This window comes from Sandaracinus amylolyticus, assembly GCF_021631985.1.
GTDB classification, from domain to species: domain Bacteria; phylum Myxococcota_A; class Polyangia; order Polyangiales; family Sandaracinaceae; genus Sandaracinus; species Sandaracinus amylolyticus_A.
In genome coordinates this window covers 2809258-2828045 of the sequence record NZ_CP070225.1, presented here as the reverse complement: position 1 = coordinate 2828045, position 18788 = coordinate 2809258, and the positions used below count along the sequence as shown (strand labels likewise).

Annotated in this window: 13 protein-coding genes; 3 read left to right on the top strand and 10 right to left on the bottom strand. The window is 72.1% G+C overall.

Going from position 1 to position 18788, the window contains the following annotated elements:
- The first annotated feature begins 92 nt into the window (after positions 1-92).
- Positions 93-1526, top strand: a complete 1434-nt coding sequence (locus I5071_RS11665; RefSeq protein ID WP_236605505.1) for a Kazal-type serine protease inhibitor domain-containing protein — start codon at positions 93-95, stop codon at positions 1524-1526.
- Positions 1527-1584: 58 nt separating this feature from the next.
- Here I5071_RS11665 and I5071_RS11660 read toward each other — a convergent pair whose 3' ends face one another.
- The 7 genes from I5071_RS11660 to glgB form a co-directional block, all read right to left on the bottom strand.
- On the bottom strand, positions 1585-2499 hold the full coding sequence (locus I5071_RS11660) for a C-type lectin domain-containing protein (RefSeq protein ID WP_236605504.1): 915 nt from the start codon (positions 2497-2499) through the stop codon (positions 1585-1587).
- Entirely contained in the window at positions 2499-4274 is a 1776-nt protein-coding gene (locus tag I5071_RS11655) for a serine/threonine protein kinase (RefSeq protein ID WP_236605503.1), read from the bottom strand. The genes I5071_RS11660 and I5071_RS11655 overlap by 1 nt, the downstream gene beginning before the upstream one ends.
- A 15-nt stretch (positions 4275-4289) precedes the next feature.
- A complete protein-coding gene (locus tag I5071_RS11650; RefSeq protein ID WP_236605502.1) occupies positions 4290-5093 on the bottom strand; it encodes a hypothetical protein in 804 nt (267 codons plus the stop codon).
- A gap of 105 nt (positions 5094-5198) precedes the next feature.
- Complete coding sequence (locus I5071_RS11645) at positions 5199-5762, bottom strand: LuxR C-terminal-related transcriptional regulator (RefSeq protein WP_236605501.1); 564 nt, start codon at positions 5760-5762, stop codon at positions 5199-5201.
- A gap of 138 nt (positions 5763-5900) precedes the next feature.
- Positions 5901-6749, bottom strand: a complete 849-nt coding sequence (mazG, locus tag I5071_RS11640) for a nucleoside triphosphate pyrophosphohydrolase (protein ID WP_236605500.1) — start codon at positions 6747-6749, stop codon at positions 5901-5903.
- Positions 6746-9196, bottom strand: a complete 2451-nt coding sequence (locus tag I5071_RS11635) for a DUF3536 domain-containing protein (protein WP_236605499.1) — start codon at positions 9194-9196, stop codon at positions 6746-6748. Before I5071_RS11635 ends, mazG begins: the two co-directional genes overlap by 4 nt.
- A gap of 25 nt (positions 9197-9221) precedes the next feature.
- Positions 9222-11132 (bottom strand): 1,4-alpha-glucan branching protein GlgB, encoded by a 1911-nt coding sequence (gene glgB / locus I5071_RS11630; protein ID WP_236605498.1) that lies wholly within the window; start codon positions 11130-11132, stop codon positions 9222-9224.
- A 78-nt stretch (positions 11133-11210) separates the two neighbouring features.
- Here glgB and I5071_RS11625 point away from each other — a divergent pair, with 78 nt between their 5' ends.
- Together I5071_RS11625 and I5071_RS11620 are read left to right on the top strand one after the other, a co-directional pair.
- Positions 11211-12287: a hypothetical protein gene (locus I5071_RS11625; RefSeq protein ID WP_236605497.1), complete on the top strand. Its 1077-nt coding sequence runs from the start codon at positions 11211-11213 to the stop codon at positions 12285-12287.
- Between the two features lie 26 nt (positions 12288-12313).
- Positions 12314-13204 (top strand): serine/threonine-protein kinase, encoded by an 891-nt coding sequence (locus I5071_RS11620; protein WP_236605496.1) that lies wholly within the window; start codon positions 12314-12316, stop codon positions 13202-13204.
- On the opposite strand, the gene I5071_RS11615 is transcribed toward I5071_RS11620, so the two are convergent.
- The 3 genes from I5071_RS11615 to I5071_RS11605 form a co-directional block, all read right to left on the bottom strand.
- A complete protein-coding gene (locus I5071_RS11615) occupies positions 13205-15214 on the bottom strand; it encodes a cation:proton antiporter (protein ID WP_236605495.1) in 2010 nt (669 codons plus the stop codon).
- A gap of 166 nt (positions 15215-15380) precedes the next feature.
- Positions 15381-16961: a serine/threonine-protein kinase gene (locus I5071_RS11610; RefSeq protein WP_236605494.1), complete on the bottom strand. Its 1581-nt coding sequence runs from the start codon at positions 16959-16961 to the stop codon at positions 15381-15383.
- A gap of 425 nt (positions 16962-17386) precedes the next feature.
- Complete coding sequence (locus I5071_RS11605; protein WP_236604129.1) at positions 17387-18706, bottom strand: transposase; 1320 nt, start codon at positions 18704-18706, stop codon at positions 17387-17389.
- Positions 18707-18788 lie beyond the last annotated feature (82 nt).

The following is an 18788-nucleotide window of genomic DNA, read 5'->3' as shown; positions in this document are numbered from 1 at the left end:
ACGACAAGTGCGTGGCGCGGCGCACCCCGAAGCGCGAGGGCTGTACGAGCGAGGCGGGGGAACGCTCTCGTCCACCCAGGAGATCCCGCTCCATGATTCGCCAGGTCCAAGTGCTCCCGCTCATGGCGATCCTCGCCGTCGGCTGCGTCGCGGCGGAGCCCAAATCCGCGCCCGAAGAGATCGAGATCGTCGACCGCGACGAGGCCGCCGATTCCGTCTCGCGTCGCCTCGAGCTGCGCGGCGTGATCGATCACGGCCAGGCGCTCGACGCGTCGTTCTCGCAGCGCGGCTACGCCGGCTGGCTCTTCACCGCCGCGGGCGGCGCGCGCATCGTGCTCGACGCGAGCGGCCACGACGGGCTCGACACCGTGCTCTACGTCTACGGCCCGCAGCGCAACCAGACCTGGTCGCGCATGCGCGCGATCGCGGTGAACGACGACGCGCGCGGCACGCTCGACTCGCACGTCGAGCTGCGCGCGCCCGCGGACGGCACGTACCTCGTGGTCGTGCGCGAGTACTTCGATCGTGCGGGCTCGTTCACGCTCTCGCTCGGCTGCACGGGCAGCGAGTGCCGTCCGGTGTGTCGCCTCGGCGAGTGCCCGAGCGGCTCGGCCTGCGAGCAGCGCTTCTGCATCCGCGCGCCGTGCCCTTCGTTCTGCGCGCCGATCGATCCGACCGTCGCGTGCGAGACGGACGTCGACTGCGTCGCGGTGCCGACGACGTGCTGCAGCTGCGCGTGGGGCGGTCACGAGCGCGCGGTGAACGCGTCGTACGCGGACGCGTTCGCGCCGGTCTGCGATCCCGACGTGCGCGAGCCCTGCCGCGCGGTGTACCTGTGCGGCGCCGAGCAGCCCGCGTGCGTCGCGAGCCGCTGCGAGATGGTGGCCGCGACGCCCGGCAGCGAGTGCCCGGTCGAGCAGTGCGGTCCGCCGAGCCGCGCGCCGATCATCATGTGCGAGGACGGATCGATCGGTGGCAACACCGGTCGCTGCCTCCGCGACGAAGCGGGCGTGTGCGCGTGGGAGATGCGCGAGTGCCCGAGCACCGATCCCACCGGTCGCTCGTGCGGCGGCTTCCGCCTCGAGGGCCCGCGCGAGTGCCCCGAGGGCTTCTACTGCGCGTACGAGCCGGACGACATCTGCGGTCGCGCCGATGCGCCCGGCACCTGCCAGCGTCGCCCCGATGCGTGCGCGGAGATCGATCAGCCCGTGTGCGGCTGCGACGGTCGCACCCACGGCAACGCGTGCGAGGCGGCGAGCGCGGGCATCAGCGTCGATCACGAGGGCGAGTGCGCGCAGCCGTGCGGCGGCATCGCGGGCCTCGGGTGCGGTGACGCGCAGTTCTGCGACTACGCGATCGAGGCGTCGTGTGGCGCCGCCGATCAGATGGGCACCTGCCGCGACGTCCCGAGCGCGTGCACGCGCGAGTACGTGCCGGTCTGCGGCTGCGACGGACGCACGTACTCGAACCGATGCACCGCGAACGCCGCGGGCGTGAGCGTGGCGTCGACGGGCGCCTGCCGCTGATCACGGGAACGACGAACGAGGCCGCCGCGAGCCCTGCGCTCCGGCGGCCTCGTCGTTCTCAGCGCTCGCAGACGTACGCCTGCAGGTCGCGGCAGCGCCGCAGCGCCCACCCGTCGGTGGTCGGCTCGTCGAGCACGCAGTGCGCCTGCGGGTTCCCGCTGGGCTCGCCGGGCCCCCAGTGACGGTGCGACGACGAGCTGCCGTCGACCCACGTGAAGATGTCCTCGACGGTGAGATCGTTGAGGCCGATCCAGTACGCCGCGCCGCTCGCGAGGCCGCGCACGAACGCTTCTTCGTCGGGCCCGCCGAGGCTCGCGAGGTGGCCGCGCCACGCGACGCACGCGGCCTCGGCGGTGGACCAGTCGCGAGTGGTGCTACGGAAACTGTAGCAGTGGCCCGACCACTCGGTTCCGTCGCATTCCGCGGGCAGCGGACCGGCGTCGATCTCGATCCCGCCGTCCTCGTCGACCGTGCCGCCGTCGTCGGGCGTGCCCGCGTCCTGATCGACTGGCGCGCCCGCGTCCTCGACGCCGGCGTCGTGCATGCCCGCGTCGTCGATCTCGACCGCGCCCGCGTCGCGATCGGTGCAGGTGCCTTCGACGCACGCGCTCGCCGCGCACGCCGCGGTCGGCAGCACACGCTCGAGCACGAGCTCCACGCGCTCGCCCGCGCGCAGCGGGAGATCGCGCTCGATGCAGCCGCGCACCAGCGGGCGGCACTCGGCATCGCGCACCTCCGCGGCGAACCCGTGCAGACCGCGACCGACCTGAGGCCTGGGCCCCGGGCGATCGGGCGCGATCGACTCGCGATAGATGAGCACGCCCTCGCAGCCGCCGCGACGCACCGTGGTCTCGATGATCGCGGCGCTCTCGAGCGCACTGGGATCCGCGCTGCGGATCTCCCACGGTACTTCCTCGGTGCGCTCGCAGGCGGCGAGCAGGATCGCGACGAGCAGAGGGATCGTGGCGCGCATCATTCTCCGAGCTCGACGCGCAGGCGGGCGAGCTGACCGCCCACGATGCGAACCGCCGCGCGCCGCTCTTCACCGCCGCCGCCGGGGCGCAGCACGAGCGTGTGGCGACCCGCGGGCAGCTCGAAGCGGCCCGGCGTGTGACCGAGGCGACGGCCCTCGAGCCACACCTCGGCCCAACCGCCGGGCGTGGCGACGTCGAGCGATCCCACGCCCGATCCGTCATCGTCGGCAGGCGACGACGCGGCGCGCGAGGCGGCCAGGCGCGCGGCGCGGTGCGCGCTCTGTCGGACCGCGGTCGCGGCGGGCGTCGGCGCTGCGGGGGTCTCGGGCGCGGCGGGTGTCTCGGTCGCACGCGGAGTCTCGGCCGGCGGCGTCGGCGCAGCGCGCCGCGGTGCGGGCTCCGGCGTCGTCTCGCTCGGCGGCGCATCGGCGACCGGGAGCTCGGCGGATTGCGCCGGTGCATGAACGCGCGGCGCGGGCGCGCTCACGGGGATCGCGGTGGCGATCGCGGGCGCTTCGGCGGTGTCGCGGCTCGATGCGCGGGCGAGCTCCCACGCTGCGGCGCCACCACCGATCGACATCAGCAGCCCGACGCCGACGCCGAGCATGATCCACCGCGCGCGCCCTCGCTGCGCACGGCGCTGGATCATCGACTGATCGTCGAGCTCGACGCGCGCGCTCCCCGTGGCGGCGGGCGCAGGCGCGGTGAGCTCCGCCTCGCGCTGCGGCGTGAGCGTGTTGCCGCCGGTGAGCGCCTTCTGCAGCCACGCCTGGTACGCGTCGCGCTCGCCGGGCATGAGCTCGTCGAGCAGCGCCGCCACGTCGCTCGGCTGGAAGCCGCCCTGCGACGCGAGCCACGCCTCGAGCGCGTCCTGCATCACCTTCGCGGTCGGCGTGCGTCGCGCGAGATCGTGCTTGAGCGCAGCGCGCGCGATCTGCTCGAGCGCCTCGGGCGCCTGCGGTCGCACGCTCGCGAAGCTCGGGACCTTCTCCTTGAGCACCGCGAAGATCGTCTCGCTCTCGATCGTGCGCCGGAAGAGCGGGCGCCCCGTGAGCAGCTCCCAGAGCACGACACCGAGCGCCCACACGTCCGCGCGTCGATCGACCTTGGCCCCCTGGAGCTGCTCCGGGGACATGTACGCGAACTTGCCCTTCACCGTGCCGGTCGTCGTGTGGTGCAGCCGGTGCTTCGCGCTCGCGACGCCGAAGTCGACGACCTTCGTCGATCCGTCCCACGTGACGAAGAGGTTGTGCGGCGAGATGTCGCGATGGACGATCATCATCGGCTCGCCCTCGTCGTCCTTCAGCTCGTGCGCGGTGTGGAGCCCGGCGCACGCGCCCGCGACGATGCGCGCGACGCAGCGATGCCAGCGCGGATCGATCAGCAGGTGGGGCTTCTTCTTGAGCCGCCGCAGCAGCGTCACGACGGGCTCGCCCGCGAGCAGCTCCATCGCGAGATAGAACGTGCCGTCGGCCTCGCCCCACTCGAGCACCTCGCACACGTTCGGGTGCTTGATGCGCGCGCTGATGCGCGCCTCGTCGACGAACATCTCCACGAACGCGCGCTGGCGCGCGAGGTGCGGATGCACGCGCTTGATCGCGCGCACCGCGCCGGGCGAGGTCTCGCCCTCGGACACGCCGAGGTACACGCTCGCCATGCCGCCGCTCGCGATCTCGCCGCACACGCGATAGCGACCGACGGTCGGTGGGGGCGCGGCCGGCGCCGGTTGCGGGATCGCGATCTCGTGGAGCTCGTCCGAGGCTGCCGACGTCATCACAGCGTCCTCACGTCACGGCACCAGGGTCGGTCCACCGAGCGTCGTGCTCGGCTCCGTCGTCGCGACCACCGCCACCACGGCGACGATCACGCCCACGACCACCGCGGCGGAGCCACCGCCGACGAGCCACCACGCCGTGGAGTCGTCGCCTCCTCCGCTCGGCGCGGGGGGCGGCTCGGGCACGATCAGCGCGCCGGGATCGACGCGCGATCGCTCGCTCGCGAGCACCGCGCCGCCGGGGCCGATCGCCTCCGCGTACCAGAGCACAGTCTCACCGGGCGAGGCCTCGACCGCGATCGCACCGCCATCGCCGCGACGCCACGCGGCGTCGCCGTCGCGATCACGACGCGCCCACGCGCGCAGGCCGCGCACCAGATCCGCGCCGTGCTCCTCGGCGCGCGCGCGCACCTCGACGCCGCTGTCGGTGGGCACCGCCTCGGCGCGCAGGGTCGGCGGCTGCACGCCGGTGCGCGCGCGCTCGAGCGCTTCGTGGACCGGCGGAGGTGCCGATGCGGGCAGCGTGACGTCGGGATCGAGCGCGACGAGGCGCGCGAGATCGGCCTCCATCGCGCCCTGCTCGCCGAGCGCGAAGTGCACGGTCGCGCGATGCGCGTAGAGCCGCACGAGGTCGTCGCGCGTGAGCTCGGTCGACGACTCGGCCTCTTCGAACGCGGCGAGCGCGCTCGCGAAGTCCGCGTCCTCGACGTGCGCGATCGCTTGATCGAGCGCGCTGCCGTCGGCGTGCGCGGGTCTCGGATCGAGCGCCCACACGAGGAGCGCGAGCACCAGACCGGCGCAGCGGAGCGGTGGCAGCATCGCACGCTGAAACTGTCATTTCACAAGGGATCGAAGTATCCGGGAGATCCCGTACACCCCGCGCGTGCGTCCGCGCGAGCACGTCCCTCGCGAAGCGATCGGCGATCAGCGATCGGGCGAGAGCAGACCGGCCTGCAGCGCGAGTCGCACGAGATCGGCGCGACCCTTCACACCGAGCTTCTCGCCGATGCGGGCGCGGTAGGTCTCGATGGTCTTCGTGCTCACGTCGAGCGCCTCGGCGATGTCGCGATGCGCTTCACCGCGCGCGAGACGCGCGAGCACTTCGCGCTCGCGAGGGCTCAGCGCGGCGAGCGGATCGGGCTCGCCCGATCCTGGTCGCGGCAGCGGTCGCGTGCCTGCGCCGAACAAGCCGGCGTCGGTCGCTTCGTCTTCGACCTCGAACTGCATCTCGACGGTGCCGACGCGGATCTTGTCGCCGTCGTGCAGCAGATGCGCGCCGCGGATCTTCTCACCGTTCACGCGCACGCCGTTGCGGCTCGCGTCGTCCGAGAGCTTCGCGCCCTCTTCGTCGACGCGGATCGTCGCGTGGCGGCGCGAGACGGACTCGTCGGTGAGCTGGATCTCGCAGAGCGAATCGCGCCCGACGCGCGAGACGCCCGGGTACAGTCGGATGCGCTGCGGACCGAGTCGGATCACGTACGCGGGCACGCAGGCAGTCTAATCCACTGCGCGTCAGCAGTGTGCGTTCGTTGCACGAACAGCGACACGAGGCGGAGGGATCCGCCTACGATGCGCGTCGGTGTCCCACGTTCGGGGACGCAGTTCCCGTTCGGAAGATGAATGGCCTCAGCGCGCGCGGGCCTTCACGCGACGCCAGAGCGCATCGAGCTCGTCGGCGCTGCGCTCCGCGAGCGGTCGCCCTTCGTCGTGCGCGATGCGCTCGGCCTCACGGAACCGATGCGTGAAGCGATCGAGCGCGCCGCGCAGCGCGGCCTCGGGATCGATCGTCTTCTTGCGCGACCAGCTCGCGATCGCGAAGAGCAGATCACCGAGCTCCTCTTCGGTGCGCGTCGCGTCGCCCGATGCCGCGGCCTCGTCGAGCTCCGCGAGCTCCTCGGTGATCTTCGCGCGCGCGCCCTCGGCGTCGGGCCAGTCGTATCCGACGCGCGCCGCCTTGTCGCCGATGCGCACCGCGCGCAGCAGCCCGGGCATCGCGACCGGCACTCCGTCGAGCGCGCCCTTCGGCTCGCCCGATGCGCCCTTCTCGCGCGCCTTGTCGCGCTCCCAGCGCTCGAGCACCTCGGCGGGCGTCGATGCCTTCGCGTCGCCGAACACGTGGGGATGACGGCGGATCATCTTGTCGCTGATCGCGTCGACCACGTCGTCGGGGCCGAACCATCCGCGAGCGCGCGCGAGCTCGGCGAGGAAGACGATCTGCATCAGGAGATCGCCGAGCTCCTCGCGCAGCGCGTCCGGCGATCCACGATCGATCGCGTCGACGACCTCGTGCGCCTCTTCGACGACGAAGGGACGCATCGTCTCGAACGTCTGCTCGCGATCCCACGGGCACCCACCGGGACCGAGCAAGCGCCGCATCACCGCGACGAAGCGCGGCAGCGCGGCACCGATCTGCGCATCGAGCGGCGCCGCCGCGGGCACGCGCAGCGCGTCGTCGTCCTTCTTCGGATCGCTCATCCGTCGACTCTCACGCCGAGCTGCGCGCCGAGCTCTGCGAACGCGCGCAGCCACGCGTCGTTCTCGGGGCGCTGATCGGGCCCGAGCGCGCGCTTGCGCGCGACGTACACGGTCTCTCGCATCGCGTAGAAACGGTTCTGCGCCACCGCGGGCGCATAGCGCAGCTCGGCCTCGCCCGCGAACGCCGCGATCGCGCGGATGCGCTCGAGCAGCTCGCGATCGTCGGGGTCGCGCTGCAGATCGCAGAGCAGCTCTTCGAGCGAGGCCTGCGCCGCGAGACCGAGCTCGTCGCGCTGCACCACGATGCCCGCATCGCGCGCTTCCTGGAGCAGCGCGCCCGCGCCCTCGAGATCGACCTCCGCGCCGCGCTCGAGCTCGCGCCGCAGCCGCGCGGTCAGCGTGTACTCGGCGGCCTGATGCAGCGCCTTCGGCACCGGCTGGCCGAGGCTCGCGACGTAGCGCATCAGCGGCGCGAACTGCGCGTAGATCTGCTCGTAGTCGCGCTCCACGCCCTCGAGCGTCGAGGCGAGCACCTCGTCGAGGATCTTCTTCTGCTCGTCGCGGAAGAGCGTGCGCAGCGTGTACGTCGCGTTCGGGAAGGAACGCTCCAGCGCGCGCAGCACCTCCGCGATGTCGGCGCGACCGAACGCCGCGCGCAGCGTGTTGTGCAGCGATGCGTGCGCGGTCTCGCCCTGCCACGCGCGCACGCCGCCGCTGAGGTTGTGATCGCCGAGGTGCACCACCGCGTACTCGAGATCCTCGCTCGCCTGCGTGACGCGCGAGCGGACCTCCATGCGGCCGATCGACATGCGCGCCTGGCCCGCGCGCGCCTCCTCGCGATCGATCACGTCGACCTCGAAGCCGAACACGCGCTCGCGCGCCCGGTACTCCTCGAAGAGCGAGCTCGCTGCGAAGTGCGCGCCGACCTTGCGCAGATCGACCATCGCGGGGCGTACCCGCTCGACGTAGATGCGCTCGCCATCGCCGAGCTCGGGGCGATTGCTGCGCGCACGCGCGAGCCGCGCGAGGAAGCCTGCCTCGAACTTGTCGCCCGCGATCTCCGTCGCGAGCTGCACCGCGCGCGCTGCGTAGAGGATGCACTGCACGGTCTCGAGCCCGCCGAGATCGTCGAAGAACCACGCGCAGCTCGTGTACATGAGCATCGCGTGGCGCTGCATCTCGAGCAGCTCGAGCGCGCGCACCACCTCGCGCGGCGAGAGCCCGCCTTCGGGCCGCGGTGCGCCGTGTCGTCCGAAGAAGCGGCGCAGCGCGGGCTCGCTGCGATCGAGCACCACGTCGACGTAGTCGTCGCGCGCGGCCCAGGGATCGCGCAGCAGGCCGAACGTCTCGCGCTCGTAGACCTCGACGAGCTGATCGCGCAGCCAGTCGAACGCCGCGCGCAGCGGCGCGCGCCACGCCTGGCTCCACTGCGGCGGACCGCCGGTCTTGCACCCGCAGTCGGCGCGCCATCGCTCGACGCCGTGCGCGCAGCTCCACGACGTGTTGGGGACGATCTCGGCCTGCCACTCGGGCGGATGGCGATCGAGGAACTCCTCGTACGTCGTGAGGCGGACGTCGGGATCGCGCTCGAGCGTCTGGAGCGCGTAGGCGAGCGCCATCTCGCCGAAGCGATGGTGGTGCCCGTAGCTCTCGCCGTCGGTCGCGATGTGGACGAGCTGCGGCTCCTGGCGATCGTCGAGCACCGACGCGAGCCGCCGCGCGAAGCCCTTGCCGTCGTCGAGCAGGCGCTCGAACGCGACCGCGCGCGACGTCGGCCCGTCGTAGAAGAAGACCGCGATCGATCGCCCGCTCGGCAGCGCGACCTCGTAGGCGCGACGTGTGTCGACGCGCGCGCCGCTCACGTCGAGCCAGGTCGTCGATCCCTTCGCGCGCACGCGACGGCACTGGTTCGGCGCGAGCACCGTGAAGCGCACGCCCTGCTCGGCGAGCGCCTCGAGGCTCGCGACGTCCGCCGCGGTCTCGCTCAGCCACATGCCGCGCGGCGCGCGCCCGAAGCGGCGCTCGAAGTCGCGCACGCCCCAGATCACCTGGGTGCGCTTGTCGCGCTCGTTCGCGAGCGGGAGGATCACGTGGCCGTAGACCTGGGCCATCGCGGAGCCGTGTCCGCCGCGCAGCTCGCGCGCCCGACGATCCGCGGCGAGCACCGCGTCGTAGACCTCGGGCTGCGCCTGCTCCATCCACGAGAGCAGCGTCGGGCCGAAGTTGAACGAGATCGACGCGTAGTTGTTGACGATGCGCTCGATGCGCCCGTGCGCGTCGAGGATGCGCGCCGCGGCGTTGGGCCCGTAGCACTCCGCGAACACGCGCTCGTTCCAGTCGTGGAACGGGTACGCCGAGTCCTGGCGCTCCACCGCCTCGAGCCACGGATTCTCGCGCGGCGGCTGGTAGAAGTGCCCGTGGATGCAGATGTACTTCGGACCGCTCATGGATTGATCGTGTTGATCAACATGATCAAGACGTCGGTCCTCGGAGCATCACGCACGCGAGCGGCGGCAGCGTGAGCTCGATGTGGTGCGACATCCCGTGCAGCCCGCCGGGCTGCGCCTCGACGCCGCCGAGGTTGCCCACGCCGCTCCCGCCGTAGATCTCGGCGTCGGTGTTCAGCACCTCGACCCAGCGTCCGCCCCGCGGCACTCCGAGACCGTACCCGTAGCGGACCACCGGCGTGAAGTTGAACGCGCAGAGCACCTGCGCCTCGTGCTCGTCGCCGAGCCGCAGGAACGACACGACGCTGTGCTCGGCGTCGCTCCCGTCGATCCACTGGAAGCCGCGCGGCTCGCAGTCGAAGCGGTAGAGCGCGGGCTCGCTGCGATAGAGCCCGTTCAGATCCGCGACGAGCTTGCGCAGCCCGGCGTGCGGCGGCTCTTCCGCGAGGTGCCAGTCGAGGCTCGTGTCGTGATCCCACTCGCGCCACTGGCCGAAGTCGCCGCCCATGAAGAGCAGCTTCTTGCCCGGCTGCGCGTGCTGCCATCCGAAGAGCAGGCGCAGGTTCGCGAACTTCTGCCAGCGATCGCCCGGCATCTTGTTCAGGAGCGAGCCCTTGCCGTGCACGACCTCGTCGTGGCTCAGCGGGAGCACGAAGTTCTCGTTGAACGCGTAGAGCGCGCGGAACGTGATCTCGTTGTGGTGCCAGCGGCGGTGCACCGGATCGTGCGAGAGGTAGCGCAGCGAGTCGTGCATCCACCCCATGTCCCACTTGAGCCCGAAGCCGAGGCCACCGACGAACGTCGGGCGCGACACCATCGGCCACGCGGTCGACTCCTCGGCGATCGTCTGCACGCCCGGGTGCTCGCGATAGGCGTGCTCGTTGAGCTGCTTGAGGAACGAGATCGCCTCGACGTTGTCGCGCCCGCCGTGCGGGTTCGGGATCCACTCGCCCTCGGACCTCGAGTAGTCGAGGTAGAGCATCGACGCGACGCCATCCACGCGCAGCCCGTCGGCGTGATAGCGGTCGAGCCAGAACATCGCGCTCGAGAGCAGGAACGAGCGCACCTCGAGCCGGCCGTAGTTGAAGATGAAGGAGCGCCAGTCGGGGTGGAACCCCTTCTTGGGATCGGCGTGCTCGAAGAGGTGCGTGCCGTCGAAGTAGCCGAGGCCGTGCTCGTCGGTCGGGAAGTGCGCGGGGACCCAGTCGAGGATCACGCCGATGCCGCGCTGGTGCAGGTGATCCACGAGGTACATGAAGTCCTCGGGCTTCCCCTGGCGATGCGTGGGCGCGAAGTAGCCGGTGACCTGATAGCCCCACGAGCCGCGGAACGGATGCTCCATCACGGGCATCAGCTCGACGTGGGTGTAGCCGTGCTCGATCACGTAGTCGGCGAGGCGCGGCGCGATCTCGCGATAGCCGAGCATGCGATCGCCCTCTTCGGGCACGCGCGCCCAGCTGCCGAGGTGCACCTCGTAGATCGACATCGGCGCGTCGAGCGCGTTCTCGCGCGTCCGCGCGTTCATCCAGTCGTGGTCCTCCCAGCGATGGTGGAGGTCCCAGACGATCGACGCGGTGCTCGGCGGTGACTCGTGGAGGAAGCCGAAGGGATCGGCCTTGTCGACGCGATAACCGCCGTGGCGCGATTCGATGTGGAACTTGTAGAGCGCGCCCTTGCCGATGCCGGGCGCGAACGTCTCCCAGATGCCCGAGCTCCCGCGGGCGCGCATCCGGTGCGACGCGGGATCCCACCCGTTCCAGTCGCCGACGAGCGAGACGCGCTCGGCATCGGGCGCCCACACCGCGAAGAACGTCCCCGAGACGCCGTCGACCACGCCTGGATGCGCGCCGAGCTTCTCGTAGAGGCGCGCGTGCGTGCCCTCGTTGAACCAGTGGAGATCGTCGTCGGTGAGCAACGAGGGGAAGTCCGCGGCCATACGGGCGCCTTCATATCGCGAATCGTCCTCCACGACATCACCGCAAGATCGCCTCGTGATCTCCGTATGCTTCGCGCGATGGCGCGCGGAGAGCCGGGCAAGGTCGGACCACGAGGGGCGGGGCTCGCGATCGGAGCGATCTTCGGCGCGCTGTGCCTGGCGTCGATGACGCTGGTCGCGACGTGCACGCGCTCGTGCACGTCGTGCGTGCCCAACGCGATCGGGCCGGGGCCCGCGGGGAGCGAGCCCTTCGTGGGCGCGGCCGCGGCGATCGAGGAGCTCGGCTGGCGCGACGCGACCCGGGCGCGGCCGGCGTACGCGATGCCCGCGGTGCCCGACGCGCACGCGGCGCGGGTGGCGCTCGAGGACGCGCTCGCGGCCCGCGGCTACGTGCAGGTCGAGGTCGCGGACGACTCGCACGGGCGCTCGTTGCCGTTCGAGAGCGCGATCCGCGGGCTCGAGGGCGCGTGCGGGATCGTCGCGGTGCTCGGCGTGGGCAACGCGAGCCTGCTCGCGGTGGATGGGCCCGACGGCGCGGTGCCCGCATCCGATCCGAGCGTGGTCACGATCGCGGCGTGCGACACGACGTCGGTGCGCGCGACCGGCACCGGCATGGCGACGATCGCGGTGTGGCAGCTCCCCGGGATCACGCCCACGGACGTGAGCGCGAGCGGGCTCTCGCCCGAGATCGTGCTCGCGCACGCGGAGGCGGAGGCGCTGTGGCGCGCGCGTGGATGGGAGCCGCGCGACGAGATCGTCCAGGACTTCCACGCCGCGGGGAGCGTCGCGTTCATCAGCCCGCCCGCGGGCGTGGCACCGACGAGTGGATGCATCGCGTGGGTCGGCGTCGCGATCGGTGCGGGGCGCGCCGAGACGATGTCGCGCGGGACGCTGCTCGGTCGTGACTACGCGCGCGATCGCGCGCTCTTCGGCGCGGCGTCGTGCGCGCCCTCGTCGTCCGTTCCGTCGACGATGACGAGCCTCACCGACGAGCGCGGGGACGGCTACGTCGTGCACTGGCGGGCGTGGGGCACGAGCGGCGCGGGCCCGAGCCGCTCCACGGTCGCGGTGGCGCCGAGCGCGGGCGCGCTGCGCGTCGTCGACGTCCGCGGCGCGACCGTGCCGACGCCCTTCCCTGCGGCCAGCGCGCCCTGATCGTCGTGGTGTACGCTGCCGGACGGATGCCCGACGAGATCGCGACAGGCACGCTCGTCGGAGGTCGATACCGCATCGAGGCACGCATCGGCGAAGGCACGATGGGCTCGGTGCACCGCGCGACGCGCGAGCCCGACGGACGCGTGGTCGCGATCAAGATCATCCCCGCGAGCGCGGCGACCGAGGAGCTCACGAAGCGCCTCGAGCGCGAGGGACGCGCGCTGGCGGCGCTGCGTCATCCGCACGTGCTCGAGGTCTTCGATCTCGGCGTGGATCCGCTCGGCACGTACCTCGTGACCGAGCTCGCGACCGGGGTGTCGCTCGACGCGATGCTGCAGCACGCGCGGCTCGCGCCCGCGCTCGCGCTGACGATCGCGGATCAGGTGATCTCCGCGCTCGCGCATGCCCACGAGGTGGGGATCCTCCACCGCGACGTGAAGCCGGGGAACGTGATCGTCGGCGAGGGCCCGGGCGGCGTGCCGCACGCGAAGCTGCTCGACTTCGGGCTCGCGAAGTTCCACGACCGCGTCGCGTTCGGCGCGGAGACGACGCTCACGTCGCGAGGCTCGTTCGTGGGCACGCCGGCGTACGTCGCGCCCGAGCAGGTCTTCGGTCCGAGCGTCGATGCACGCAGCGACGTGTACTCGGCGGGCGTGCTGCTCTTCGAGCTGCTCACGGGGAGCTGGCCCTTCGTCGCCGAGGAGGTCGTGGACGTGCTGCGCGCGCACGCGCTGCAGCAGCCGCCGGCGCTCTCGGCGATGCGCGACGACGTCGTGTTCCGAGAGGAGCTCGAGGAGCTCGTGGCGCGCGCGCTCGCGAAGAACCCGCGCACGCGGTTCGCCGACGCGCGCGAGCTGCTCGCGGCGTTCCGCGCGCTGCCCCGACCTGCGTTCTGGTCGCTCGACGAGATCGGTTGATCAACTCGGGTCCGCGTCGCCGTGCTCGAGCACGTCGCTCGCGACCCGGACCGCCTCGCTGGTGCCCACGACGAAGAGCACGTCACCACGATGCAACGCGGTGGTCGCGAGCCCGCGAGCGTCGACGATCCCACCGTTGCGCCGCAGCGCGAACGCGGTGACGCCGGAGCGACGACGCAGATCGAGCTCGACGAGGGTGCGTCCCTCCGCGTGCGACCCCGAGTGCACCTCGAGGCTGTCCACCTTCATCTGCGAGAGCTCCGTGGACGCGCCGAGCACGTTGCGCGGGAGCGTCGCGGAGCGTCGCGCGCACTCCTCGGGCAGCTCGCTGCGCGCCTCGCGCAGGCGCGCCTCGATCACGTTGCGCGGCACCTCGAGCCTGCGGAGCACGCGCGCGACGATCTCGACACCGGTCTCGATCTCGTCGGAGACGACGTCGCTCGCGCCGCGCTCCTCGAGGCTCGCGCCCTCGCGCACGTAGTGGGCGCGCACGAGGATCGGAACCTTGGGTGCGATCGCGCGCGCTGCGGTCACCGCGCGGGCGACCGCCGAGGGATCGGTGCCGACCAGCACGAGCGCGCTGGCCGATCCCAGGCCCGCGTGGGCGAGCACCGTGCGGCTCGTCGGCTCGCCATAGACCACGGCCTCGCCGCGATCGCGCGCGGTGCGCGCGCTCTGGGCGTCGGAGTCGATCACGACGTGCCCGATCCCGCAGCGCGCGAGCGCGTCCGCGACGAGCCGCCCGCCCATGCCGCTGCCCGCGACGACGACGTGCCCCGATCGTGCGGGGCACACCTCGAGCTCGCGGAGCGGTCGTGCGCGCAGCAGGTGCGCGAAGGGCGCGAGCGCGCGCTCTGCGGGGATCCGCGGTGCGAGCGTGGAGAGCAGCGGCGTGAGGAACATGCTGAGGATGCCGGCGCCGAGCAGCAGCTGCGTGTCGTGGGGCGCGATCACGCGGCGCTCGAGGCCGAGGTTCGCGAGCACGAACCCGAACTCCCCGAAGTTCGCGAGGCCCACGCCCGCGAGCCACGCGGCGCGCGCGGGGAACCGCATCACCAGCGCGGCGAACGTCGCGATCAGGCCCTTTCCGAGCACGAACGCGAGCAGGAGCAGCGCGATCTCGAGCGGGTGATCGAGCACCACCTGCACGTCGAAGAGCATCCCGAGCGAGACGAAGAAGATGCTGACGAACGCGTCGCGCAGCGGGAGCACGTCGCCGAGCGCCCGATCGCCGAAGTCGGTCTCGGCGAGCATCATCCCGGCGAGGAACGCGCCGAGCGCGAGCGAGAGCCCGACCAGCGACGTGAGCCACGCGGTGCCGAGGCACAGGCCCAGCACCGCGAGCAGGAAGACCTCGCGGCTTCCGCTCGAGTCGACCCACGCCAGCGCGCGCGGCACCAGCCACCGCGAGACGAGCAGCACTGCCGCGACGAGCACGCCCGCTTTCACGAGCGCCCACGCCATCTCGGCGCCGGCGTCGATCGCCTCGCCGCCGCGCGCGAGCACGGGCACGACGAGCACCATGGGCACGACGCACAGATCCTGGAGGATCAGCGCGCCGACGAGGAAGCGGCCGTGCGGCGCGTCGAGCTCGCGGCGCTCGGTCAGCGTGCGCAGCACGATCGCGGTGCTCGAGAGCGCGAACACGAACCCGTAGAGCACCGAGGCGGCGATGCCGTGGCCGAGCGCGCGAGCGATCATGAACGTGACCGCGATCGTGAGCGTCACCTGCAGCACGCCGCCGACCGCCGCGTCGCGCAGGATCGCGCGGAGCCGCTCGAGCGAGAGCTCGAGGCCGATCGAGAAGAGCAGGAACATCACCCCGATCTCGGCGAGCGCGGCGATCGCGTCGGTGGACACGACCAGCGCGAGGCCGCGCGGCCCGGCGAGCGCGCCCGCGAAGAGGAGCCCTGCGACCGCGGGAAGGCGCAGCTTCGCGAGCAGCACCGAGACCAGCACGCCGAGGCCGGCGACGAGCGCGAGCTGATCGAGGTGGGGGATGTGCTCCATCGCGCGGCCCGAGCGCGGATCGCTCGCAGCGCGAGCTCGGTGTTCGAAGGCTCGAGCGTCGCAGGCAGCGTGCCCGGGTTCGCGGGGCCCCGGTCCACGATCGCGCGTGAGCGGTGAGGACGATGCGTCCCACCTGCGGCACGACGCCGCGCCACACACACGGAGGTCACGCCCTGCGGCGCAGCACCATGAGCGAGGTGACGGCCGCGAGCGCGAGCACCACGATCACCATCGCGGGCGCGACCTCGAAGCGCAGTCCGGCGATCGACGCGCGCGCGAGGCCGAGCAGCGCGGCGCCGCCCGCGAGCGAGAGCCCGAGCTGCACGCTCGCGGACAGACGTGCGCTCGCGTGCTGCACCGCCGGTGCGCTCGACCAGCGGGGCTGCAGCCAGCGCGCGACGCCCACCGCACACGCGATCGCGGCCGCGAGCCCACCGACGATCGCGAGGGCGCGAGAGAGCGCGACCCGCGCTTCGCCGGCATCGATCGAGCCCTCGGGCCACGACGCGATCGCGCCGAGGATCGCCGCCGTCGCGGCGCCGCTCGCGAGGCACGCCACGATCGCGAGCAGCGCGGCGAGAGGCCGTGCGCGCTTCGCGTCGCGCTCGATGTGCTCGGCGCGCTCGATCGTGCCCTGGGGCAGCGCGAGCGTGCTCGGATCCTCGCGCTCGGCGCGCATCCCGAAGGCCGACGCGAGCGGTGCGTCCTCGACGGTCGCGAGCGCGGCGAGCGCGGTCTCGAGCTCGAGCGCGCTCGCGGGACGCTCCGCGGGATCGCGGGCCATCGCGCGCTGGATCACGACCTCGAGCGCGACCGGCACGTCGGCCGCGATCGATCGCGGTCGCGGCGGAGGCTCGATCAGCAGGCGCGCGAGCGTCGCGCCGGGGTCGGCGCCTTCGTACGGCATGCGCCCGGTGAGCATGCGGTAGAGCACCGCGCCCACGGCGTACACGTCGCTGCGAGGATCGGCGGCCGAGCTGCCGCGCGCCTGCTCGGGCGCCATGTACGCCGGCGTCCCGAGCACCACGCCGGTGCGGGTCATCTCGTCCTCGCCGGTCAGCTTCGCGACGCCGAAGTCGAGGATCTTCACCGCGAGACGCCCGTCGGGCGCGGCCTCGAGGAAGAGGTTCGAGGGCTTCAGATCGCGGTGCACCACGCTCGCCGCGTGCGCGGCGGCGAGGCCTCGACAGACCTGACGCGCGATCGCGATCGCCTCGGAAGCGGGCACGCGCTGCGAGCGATCGAGGCGTCGCTGGAGATCCTCGCCCTCGAGCAGACCGGTCACGATCGCGGTGCGCCCGTCGGGCGTGCGCAGCACGTCGACCACGTCGAGCACGAAGTCCGATCGGATCCGCGCCAGCGCGCTCGCCTCGCGCTCGAAGCGACGCACCGCCTCGGGCTTGTCGGCGTGCGACTCGTGCAGGACCTTCACCGCGAAGCGGCGATCGAGGCGCGTGTGCTCGGCCTCGTAGAGCCGACCCATCCCGCCGCGTCCGATCGTGCGCGCGAGCCGGTACGTGCCCGCGAGCACCACGCCGACCAGCGGATCGCCGCCCTGCCCCGCGACGCCGAGCGGCGTCGCGTCCCGCGGGCACACGACGTACGAGGGCGGGAAGTCGTGCCCGCACGTCGCGCATCGGTTCCGCGGCGCGCGCATCGCGTGCAGCCCGCTCCCGCCCCGACGACGCGCAGCCGGAGGCGACGGGTCGGGATCCTGGAGCGTGCTGTCGAGGCCGGAGGGCACCACGCCGGCGACGCTAGCCCGACTGCGCCGCGCGCTCCCAATTCGCAGCAGCGTCCAGCCGGAGTGCTGTCGTAGTCAAGTGCGGACGCGCGTGATCGACGGATCGGGCGCTTCTCGCACCCGCTGATCCGCACACCGGGCCCTTCTTGCGCGAGGTGACTCGCCGCGAACGAGGCTTGGTGTGCGGTGGCTTCAGGCGGTCGGATCGGAGAGCGACGGGACGGATAGGCCCGAACTGTCTTGTCGGACGTCCACGTGAGCGGCGTCGGGTCGGCCTCGTTGGGCATTTCGCCCGCCGCGTCGATCTCGAGGGTGCGCTGGGACTCGCGGTGCAGCCTCTCGGGGCTCCAGCACTCCAGGTGAGCGTCACCCGCTCGATCTTCGCGCCTTGGAGCGGAAGCGAAGGGAAGAGAGCGCGAAGCTCGCCGTCAGGAGCCGACGAGCGAAGATTGGCCCGCGTCGCGTGAAGGCGACGCGGTCACGGCGGTCATCGATCGTGTGTCGAAGAGCTTGGTCGCATCGAAGGGCGCTCCTCGCGCGACGTGCACCATCGCGCGCGCGAGCTTCCGCATCAGCGCGACGACTGCCTTGAGCTTGATCTCGGCGCGGTAGCCCTTTCGCGCTCGGTACCACTCACGCGCGACGGGGTCGCTCTGCACGAAGCGCAGCGCCGCGAGGAAGAGATACCTACGCGCCCGTCCGGGGCCGCGTTTCGTGATGTGGATCGTGTGCTGCCCGGCGTTGTTGCCGCTGCTCTGGACCCTGAGGTTGAGGCCCATCGCCTTCTCGAAGGACGCGGACGATTCGTAGTCGGCGGGATTGCCGAGGTCGGCGACGAGCGCAGCGGTCGTGACGGCACCGAACGCGGCGCGCATCGAGTGGAGCTCGCGATGATTGGCGAGCTCGGCTTCGATGCGCTTGTCGACATCGCGGATGTGCTCGCGCAACGAGAGCATGTGACGTGCGAGCGAGCGAAGGAACGAGCGCTCCTGATCGTGCATCGACTCGCCGAGCGAGCCGACGGCGCAGCCGACGATCTGCTCGATGCGCTCGAAGGAGAGCGCCGCGCGCGAGACGCGTCGGAGCAGCTCGACCGCATCGCCGCGTCTGGCGCGGACCTCGGCAGGCCCGGGCATCTCGCAGAGCAAGTGCAGGTGCCACGCGGCGTCCATGTCGAGGTGCTGGGAGAGCTCGGGCCAGTGACGCGCGACGAGCGCTTCGAGCCGTCCGTACGCGGTCTCGAAAGGTCGAGCGTAGAGGTCGCGCTCGTCGATCAGACTGCGCATCGCCCTCTGGACTGCGCTCCGCTCTTTCCAGCGCTTCGAGATGCCTTGCGCGTGGAGATGCGCGAGCAGCGTGCACGCCTTGGCGTCGTGCAGGCTCGGCACTCCGTCGAGCAGCTCGGCTGCATCGTGGACCTTCTTGGCGTCCACGCGGAACACGGGAATCTCGCGCAGCGTGAGCTGGTAGCGGAGCGCGTCGCCGTAGACGCCCGTCGGCTCCATCGCGACCTCGAGCGCGACGCCGAGCTCGCGGAGACGGCAGAGCAGCTCGAGGAACAGTCGCGTCTGCTTCGGATGCTCGAAGCGCACGATCTCGACGCAGCGACCCGCTGCGCTCGCGAAGCCAGCGAACATCTTCGTCTTCGCGAGGTCGATCGCGACGATGCAGCTCGCTCCGAGCGCACTGGCGAGCTTGCTCGCGTCGACGTGTTGGATCTCGACGGTTCGATAGGTACGCTTGCCCACGGGGACGACCTCCTGCACGGCAGTTTCGACTGTCTATTCGAGGCGTCCCCAACTCTCCTACAGCCGACTCGCCGGCGGAGGG

Bases quoted from the DNA above. Each gene is read 5' to 3' on its own strand.
- I5071_RS11665 (WP_236605505.1), top strand. From the start codon at position 93: ATGATTCGCCAGGTCCAAGTGCTCCCGCTCATGGCGATCCTCGCCGTC.
- I5071_RS11660 (WP_236605504.1), bottom strand. From the start codon at position 2,499: ATGCGCGCCACGATCCCTCTGCTCGTCGCGATCCTGCTCGCCGCCTGC.
- I5071_RS11655 (WP_236605503.1), bottom strand. From the start codon at position 4,274: ATGACGTCGGCAGCCTCGGACGAGCTCCACGAGATCGCGATCCCGCAA.
- I5071_RS11650 (WP_236605502.1), bottom strand. From the start codon at position 5,093: ATGCTGCCACCGCTCCGCTGCGCCGGTCTGGTGCTCGCGCTCCTCGTG.
- mazG (WP_236605500.1), bottom strand. From the start codon at position 6,749: ATGAGCGATCCGAAGAAGGACGACGACGCGCTGCGCGTGCCCGCGGCG.
- I5071_RS11635 (WP_236605499.1), bottom strand. From the start codon at position 9,196: ATGAGCGGTCCGAAGTACATCTGCATCCACGGGCACTTCTACCAGCCG.
- glgB (WP_236605498.1), bottom strand. From the start codon at position 11,132: ATGGCCGCGGACTTCCCCTCGTTGCTCACCGACGACGATCTCCACTGG.
- I5071_RS11625 (WP_236605497.1), top strand. From the start codon at position 11,211: ATGGCGCGCGGAGAGCCGGGCAAGGTCGGACCACGAGGGGCGGGGCTC.
- I5071_RS11620 (WP_236605496.1), top strand. From the start codon at position 12,314: ATGCCCGACGAGATCGCGACAGGCACGCTCGTCGGAGGTCGATACCGC.
- I5071_RS11615 (WP_236605495.1), bottom strand. From the start codon at position 15,214: ATGGAGCACATCCCCCACCTCGATCAGCTCGCGCTCGTCGCCGGCCTC.